Origin of the sequence: Pseudomonas sp. zjy_15 (assembly GCF_043101865.1) — a bacterium.
Lineage (GTDB): Bacteria > Pseudomonadota > Gammaproteobacteria > Pseudomonadales > Pseudomonadaceae > Aquipseudomonas > Aquipseudomonas putida_Y.
On sequence record NZ_JBICII010000053.1, the window covers coordinates 42,232 to 48,865 of the forward strand.

Annotated in this window: 6 protein-coding genes; 2 read left to right on the forward strand and 4 right to left on the reverse strand. The window is 61.2% G+C overall.

What is annotated here, in order from left to right; genetic code table 11:
* Window positions 1–31: 31 nt before the first annotated feature.
* The 4 genes from ACF8EF_RS10265 to ACF8EF_RS10280 form a co-directional block, all read right to left on the reverse strand.
* Window positions 32–796, reverse strand: coding sequence for an amino acid ABC transporter ATP-binding protein (locus ACF8EF_RS10265; protein ID WP_003251792.1), 765 nt, complete (start codon window positions 794–796; stop codon window positions 32–34).
* Between the two features lie 10 nt (window positions 797–806).
* Window positions 807–1,904, reverse strand: coding sequence for an amino acid ABC transporter permease (locus ACF8EF_RS10270; protein ID WP_392461366.1), 1,098 nt, complete (start codon window positions 1,902–1,904; stop codon window positions 807–809).
* 10 nt (window positions 1,905–1,914) lie between these two features.
* Window positions 1,915–3,093: an amino acid ABC transporter permease gene (locus ACF8EF_RS10275; RefSeq protein ID WP_176682594.1), complete on the reverse strand. Its 1,179-nt coding sequence runs from the start codon at window positions 3,091–3,093 to the stop codon at window positions 1,915–1,917.
* Window positions 3,094–3,160: 67 nt separating this feature from the next.
* The gene (locus tag ACF8EF_RS10280) at window positions 3,161–4,189 is read right to left on the reverse strand and encodes an amino acid ABC transporter substrate-binding protein (RefSeq protein ID WP_176682593.1); all 1,029 of its coding nucleotides are present in this window, start codon (window positions 4,187–4,189) and stop codon (window positions 3,161–3,163) included.
* Window positions 4,190–4,521: 332 nt separating this feature from the next.
* Between ACF8EF_RS10280 and ACF8EF_RS10285 the strand changes: the two genes are divergently transcribed.
* Both ACF8EF_RS10285 and rhlB read left to right on the forward strand, forming a co-directional pair.
* On the forward strand, window positions 4,522–5,178 hold the full coding sequence (locus ACF8EF_RS10285) for an alpha/beta hydrolase (RefSeq protein ID WP_176682592.1): 657 nt from the start codon (window positions 4,522–4,524) through the stop codon (window positions 5,176–5,178).
* Between the two features lie 100 nt (window positions 5,179–5,278).
* Window positions 5,279–6,634, forward strand: a 1,356-nt coding sequence (rhlB, locus tag ACF8EF_RS10290) for an ATP-dependent RNA helicase RhlB (RefSeq protein ID WP_392461368.1), incomplete at its 3' end; no start/stop codon positions are given.

Sequence of the window (6,634 nt, forward strand, 5' to 3'; positions counted from 1 at the left end):
CGCGAAGGGCTGCCGCGCAGCCCAAACAGCATCAGTGGAGGATCTGGCTGAGGAACAACTTGGTCCGGTCACTGCGCGGCCGGTCGAAGAAATCATCCGGCGCGGCCTGCTCCACAATCTCGCCCTTGTCCATGAAGATAACCCGGTTCGCCACGGTACGGGCAAAGCCCATTTCGTGGGTCACACAGAGCATGGTCATGCCATCCTCGGCCAGGCCCACCATGGTATCGAGTACTTCCTTGACCATTTCCGGGTCCAGTGCCGAGGTCGGCTCGTCGAACAGCATGATCTTGGGCTTCATGCACAACGCGCGGGCAATGGCCACACGCTGCTGCTGGCCGCCGGACAACTGCCCGGGGTACTTGTGTGCCTGCTCCGGAATCCGCACACGCTCCAGGTAGTGCATGGCAATTTCCTCGGCCTTGCGCCGTGGCATCTTGCGCACCCACATTGGCGCCAGGGTGCAGTTCTCCAGAATGCTCAGGTGCGGGAACAGGTTGAAGTGCTGGAACACCATGCCCACCTCGCGGCGGATGGCCTCGATCTGCTTGAGGTCGTTGGTCAGCTCCACGCCATCGACCACGATACGCCCTTGCTGGTGCTCTTCCAGGCGGTTAAGGCAGCGGATGGTGGTGGACTTGCCCGAGCCGGAGGGCCCGCACAGCACGATGCGTTCGCCCTGGCGCACGTTCAGGTTGATGTCCTTGAGCACATGGAACTGGCCATACCACTTGTTCACACCCTGCATCTGGATGATGCCTTCGGGGCCAGCAGGCTGCTTGATCGCTTCACTCATTTCGAAACTCCTAACGCTTGTGGCCAGTGTCCAGCTTGCGCTCCAGATGCATGGAGTAGCGGGACATACCGAAACAGAAAATCCAGAACACCAGGGCGGCGAACACGTAGCCCTCGGTGGCCATGCCCAGCCAGGCCGGGTCTGCGGCTGCTTGCTTGACGCTGTTCAGCAGGTCGAACAGGCCGATGATGATCACCAGGCTGGTGTCCTTGAACAGGGCAATGAAGGTGTTGACGATGCCGGGAATCACAAGCTTCAGCGCCTGCGGCAGGATCACCAGCCCCATCGAGCGCCAGTAGCCAAGGCCCATGGCCGCGGCGGCTTCGTACTGGCCCTTGGGGATGGCCTGCAGGCCGCCACGCACCACCTCGGCGATGTACGCCGACTGGAACAGGATTACACCGATCATCGCCCGCAGCAGCTTGTCGAAGCTCATGCCTTCAGGCAGGAACAACGGCAACATCACCGACGACATGAACAACACGGTGATCAGCGGTACGCCGCGCCAGAACTCGATGAAGGTCACACACACCACCTTCACGGCCGGCATCCTCGAACGCCGGCCCAGGGCCAGCAGGATGCCCAAAGGCAAGGCGCCGACAATGCCCACGGTAGCGATCACCAGGGTCAGCATCAGCCCGCCCCACTGGCTGGTGGGTACGTTTTGCAGGCCCAGATACCCCCCATGCAGCAGGGTGTAGGCCAACACCGGGTACAGCACCAGGAAGGCCAGGCCGTAGATGGCCTTGCGCGGGAAACGCTTGATGAACAATGGCGCGGCGCCGATGACTGCAAGCCACACGGTCAGGTCCACGCGCCAGCGCAGCTCGGTGGGGTAGTAACCGTACATGAACTGGCCGAAGCGCTGCTGCACGAACACCCAGCAGGCGCCCTCCTTGGTGCAATCGGCACGGGTGGTGCCGACCCAGTTGGCGTCGAGCAACGCCCACTGTAGCAATGGCGGCACAATCAGCCATATCAGGTAGATCGCGAACAGGGTCAGCAGCGTATTGAGCCAGTTGGAGAACAGATTGGCGCGCATCCATGCGAGCACGCCGACGGTTTTCACCGGTGGCGGCATGTCAGGTTTGAAAACATGGGCATTCACGGGCGTATCCTCATCGCTCGATCAGCGCAATGCGCTTGTTGTACCAGTTCATCAGCAGCGAAATGCTGATGCTGATGGCGAGATAGACGCTCATGGTGATGGCGATCACCTCGATGGCTTGTCCGGTCTGGTTGAGCACGGTACCGGCGAACAGCGAGACCATCTCCGGATAGCCGATACCGGCCGCCAGCGACGAGTTCTTCGCCAGGTTCAGGTACTGGCTGGTCAGCGGCGGAATGATCACCCGCAGTGCCTGGGGGATGATCACCTTGCGCAGGGTCGGGCCCTCGCGCAGGCCCAACGAGCGAGCCGCTTCGGTCTGGCCATGGCTGACCGAACGGATGCCGGAACGCACGATTTCGGCGATGAAGGCTGCCGTATAGATAGTCAGCGCCAAGGTCAGCGCCAGCAGCTCTGGGATCAGCACCCAGCCCCCGACGAAGTTGAAGCCCTTGAGCTGCGGCATATCCCAGGTTACCGGGCTGCCGAACACCAGCACGCTCAGGCTCGGGATGGCGATGAACAGCAGCAGCCCCGCCCAGAACTTGTGGAACGGCACGCCAGTTTCGTTGAAGCGCTTGTTGGCGTAGCGCACCATCACGGCTATAGCGGCAATGGCGATTGCCAAGGCCACCACAAATGGCCAGAAGCCATCAGCCATGGACGCGCCAGGCATGTTCAAGCCACGGTTGCTGATGAAGAACTTGTCATCGAAGTTGATGCTGCCCCGCGGTCCCGGCAGAGTCAGGAACACGGCGAAGTACCAGAACAGGATCTGCAACAACGGCGGAATGTTGCGGAAGGTTTCCACATACACGGTCGCCAGTTTGTTGATCATCCAGTTCGGTGACAGGCGAGCCACACCGATGATGAAGCCCAGTATCGTCGCCAGAATGATGCCGATGAAGGTCACCAACAGCGTATTGAGCAGGCCGATGACGAACACCCGCGCATAACTGTCGGATTCCACATAGGGGATCAGGTGCTGGGCGATACCGAAGCCGGCACTGCGGTCGAGGAACTCGAAGCCCGAGGTGATGCCCCGGTGTTGAAGGTTGGTCTGCGTGTTGTGGAACAGGTACCAGCCCAGACCGACCACGAAGACGATCGTGAGAATCTGGAACAGCCACGCGCGCACACGCGGATCATTCAGGGATAGCCCCTTTTGTGCGCCGATTTGATTTTGCATGAAGTGCCCCGGAAAGAAGGGTTCCGAACAACCTGCGGCGGCCGAATGCCGCCGCAGGGTGCAGCCATCAGCGCACTGGAGGCGCGTACTGGATGCCGCCGTTGTTCCACAGGGCGTTCATGCCACGGTCGATCTTCAGGTTAGTGCTCTGGCCCAGGTTCTTCTCGAACACTTCGCCATAGTTACCCACTTGCTTGACGATCTGCACTACCCAGTCTTTGGGCAGCTTGAGGTCCTTGCCGTACTCGCCATCCGCACCCAGCAGTCGGGCGACATCCGGGTTCTTGGTGGACTTGGCTTCGGCCTCGACGTTCTTGGAGGTGATGCCCGCCTCTTCGGCGTTGAGCATGGCGAACAGGGTCCACTTGACGATGCTGAACCAATCCTCGTCGCCTTTGCGCACTACCGGGCCCAGCGGTTCCTTGGAGATGGTTTCCGGCAACACCACGTATTCGGTCGGCGCGGCCAGTTTGGAGCGCTGGGCGAACAGCTGCGATTTGTCCGAAGTCAGCACGTCGCAACGGCCAGACTCCAGCGATTTGGCGCTCTCGTCAGAGGTGTCGAAGGTAATCGGGGTGTACTTCAGGCCGTTGGCGCGGAAGAAGTCCGATACGTTCAGCTCGGTGGTGGTACCGGCCTGGATGCAGATGGTCGCGCCATCGAGCTCTTTGGCGCTGGAAACGCCGAGCTTCTTGTTGACCAGGAAGCCAACGCCGTCATAGTAGGTGACACCCGTGAATACCAGGCCCATGCCGGCATCGCGCGAGCTGGTCCAGGTGGTGTTACGCGACAGCACATCGACCTCGCCCGATTGCAGGGCGGTGAAGCGTTCCTTGGCGTTGAGCTGGCTGAACTTGACCTTGGTGGCATCGCCGAATACGGCGGCAGCCACGGCGCGGCAGACATCGGCGTCGATGCCGACGATCTTGCCCTTCGCATCAGGTACCGAGAAGCCTGGAAGACCGTCGCTCACGCCACACTGGACGAAGCCCTTCTTCTTTACCGCATCGAGGGTGGCGCCGGCCTGGGCATTGCTCACGGCGCCCAGCGCGGCGGCAGCGGTCAGGACTGCCAGGGTGGTTTTCAACATCTTCATTCACAACCTCCAAATCGCTCTTGTTGTATCGAGCCGGAATTGCACCGCACCCTTTTGAGGCGTATCCGACCCGTATTGGCTTGTTATTGGGTCAATTGGCGCAATGGACTGTTCTGTGACAGCCTTCGCGTGCAGAGGGTGTTACCGTCACGGCCTGCCCTTTGCATCACAGGTTGAGTTGCAAAGCGCGTACCAGATTGTCGCGCTGTAGCGTTTAAGCGCTCGTCAAGTAGGAAAAGTTGTATCGTTGCGACATTCTTTTTCCGACAATCATTCCCGGTGCCTACTTTTCACGCACGCCATAACAAGACCCGCACATTTTCGGAGCAGTCATGACCAACCCGCTGATTCTCGAACCACAGAAAACCGCTGACGCCTGTGTGATCTGGTTGCACGGTCTGGGGGCCGACCGTTACGACTTCCTACCTGTGGCCGAATTCATGCAGGAGCGCTTGCTCAGCACGCGCTTCATCATGCCCCAGGCACCGACCCGGCCCGTGACCATCAATGGCGGCTATGCCATGCCCAGCTGGTATGACATCAAGGCCATGACCCCGGCCCGCGCCATCGACGAAGCGCAACTGGAAGAGTCAGCCGAACAGGTGGTTGCACTGATCAAGGCCGAGCAGGCCAAAGGCATCAACCTGTCGCGGATCTTCCTGGCCGGCTTCTCCCAGGGCGGCGCGGTGGTGCTGCACACTGCCTATATAAAGTGGCAGGAAGCACTGGGCGGGGTGATCGCCCTGTCCACCTATGCCCCCACCTTCAATGAGCAGCACCAGTTGAGTGCCTGCCAGCAACGCACCCCGGCCCTGTGCCTGCATGGCGTGCATGATCCGGTGGTAATCCCGTCCATGGGCCGTACCGCCTTCGAGTACCTGAACATCTGGGGCGTCGCTGCCCGCTGGTACGAATACCCGATGGAACACGAAGTGGTGGTCGAAGAACTGAACGATATCCACGACTGGCTGAGCAAGCAGCTGCAATAGGCAGCCTCGCTTGTAGTTGTGGGCGTATTCCGCTACGCCGCGCCCGGATCTTGCATTACACTGCCCGGCGTACATTCCTTAATCAGTTGATGAGACGACCGTGCTCAAAGCACTCAGAAAAATATTCGGCAAGGGAGAGGCCGCGCCGCAAGCCGCCGCTCCTGCTGCCAGCGTGACGCCGGAAGCCCGGCCCGCGGCAAAACCGGCCGCACCACATGCCACCCCCGCCCCCAAGGCTGAGCCACCTGCCGCCGCTACGCCACCTGCCGAACAACCGGCCAAGGACAAACCGCGCCGCGAACGCAAGCCCAAGCCGCAGGCGAGCCTGTGGAAGCCCGAAGACTTCGTGGTCGAGCCACAGGAAGGCAAAACCCGCTTCCACGACTTCAAGCTGTCCAATGAGCTGATGCACGCCATCCACGACCTGGGCTTCCCGTACTGCACGCCGATCCAGGCGCAGGTCCTGGGTTACACCCTGCGGGGCCAGGACGCCATCGGCCGGGCCCAGACGGGTACCGGCAAGACGGCCGCCTTCCTGATCTCGATCATTTCCCAGTTGCAGCAGACGCCACCGCCTAAAGAGCGCTACATGGGCGAACCGCGCGCGCTGATCATTGCCCCCACCCGCGAACTGGTGGTGCAGATCGCCAAGGACGCCGCTGCCCTGACCAAGTACACCGGCCTGAACGTGATGAGCTTCGTCGGTGGCATGGACTTCGACAAGCAGCTCAAAGCCCTGGAAGCGCGCCACTGCGATATCCTGGTGGCTACCCCTGGCCGCCTGCTGGACTTCAACCAGCGCGGCGAAGTGCACCTGGACATGGTCGAGGTGATGGTGCTTGACGAAGCCGACCGCATGCTCGACATGGGCTTCATCCCCCAGGTCCGCCAAATCATTCGTCAGACACCGCCGAAAAGCGAGCGCCAGACCCTGCTGTTCTCCGCCACCTTCACCGACGATGTGATGAACCTGGCCAAGCAGTGGACCACCAACCCGGCCATCGTCGAGATCGAGCCGGAGAACGTGGCCAGCGAAACGGTCGAGCAGCACGTGTATGCGGTGGCCGGCAGCGACAAGTACAAACTGCTGTACAACCTGGTGACCCAGAACAAGTGGGAACGGGTGATGGTGTTCGCCAACCGCAAGGACGAAGTGCGGCGCATCGAGGAGAAGCTGGTACGCGACGGCATCAATGCCGCCCAGCTGTCGGGCGACGTGCCGCAGCACAAGCGCATCCGAACCCTGGAGAGCTTCCGCGAGGGGCGCATCACCGTGCTGGTGGCCACCGACGTGGCCGGGCGCGGGATCCATATCGATGGCATCAGCCACGTGATCAACTTCACCCTGCCGGAAGACCCGGACGACTACGTGCACCGCATTGGCCGTACCGGCCGTGCCGGCACCAGCGGTGTGTCGATCAGCTTTGCCGGTGAGGATGACTCGTATCAGCTGCCG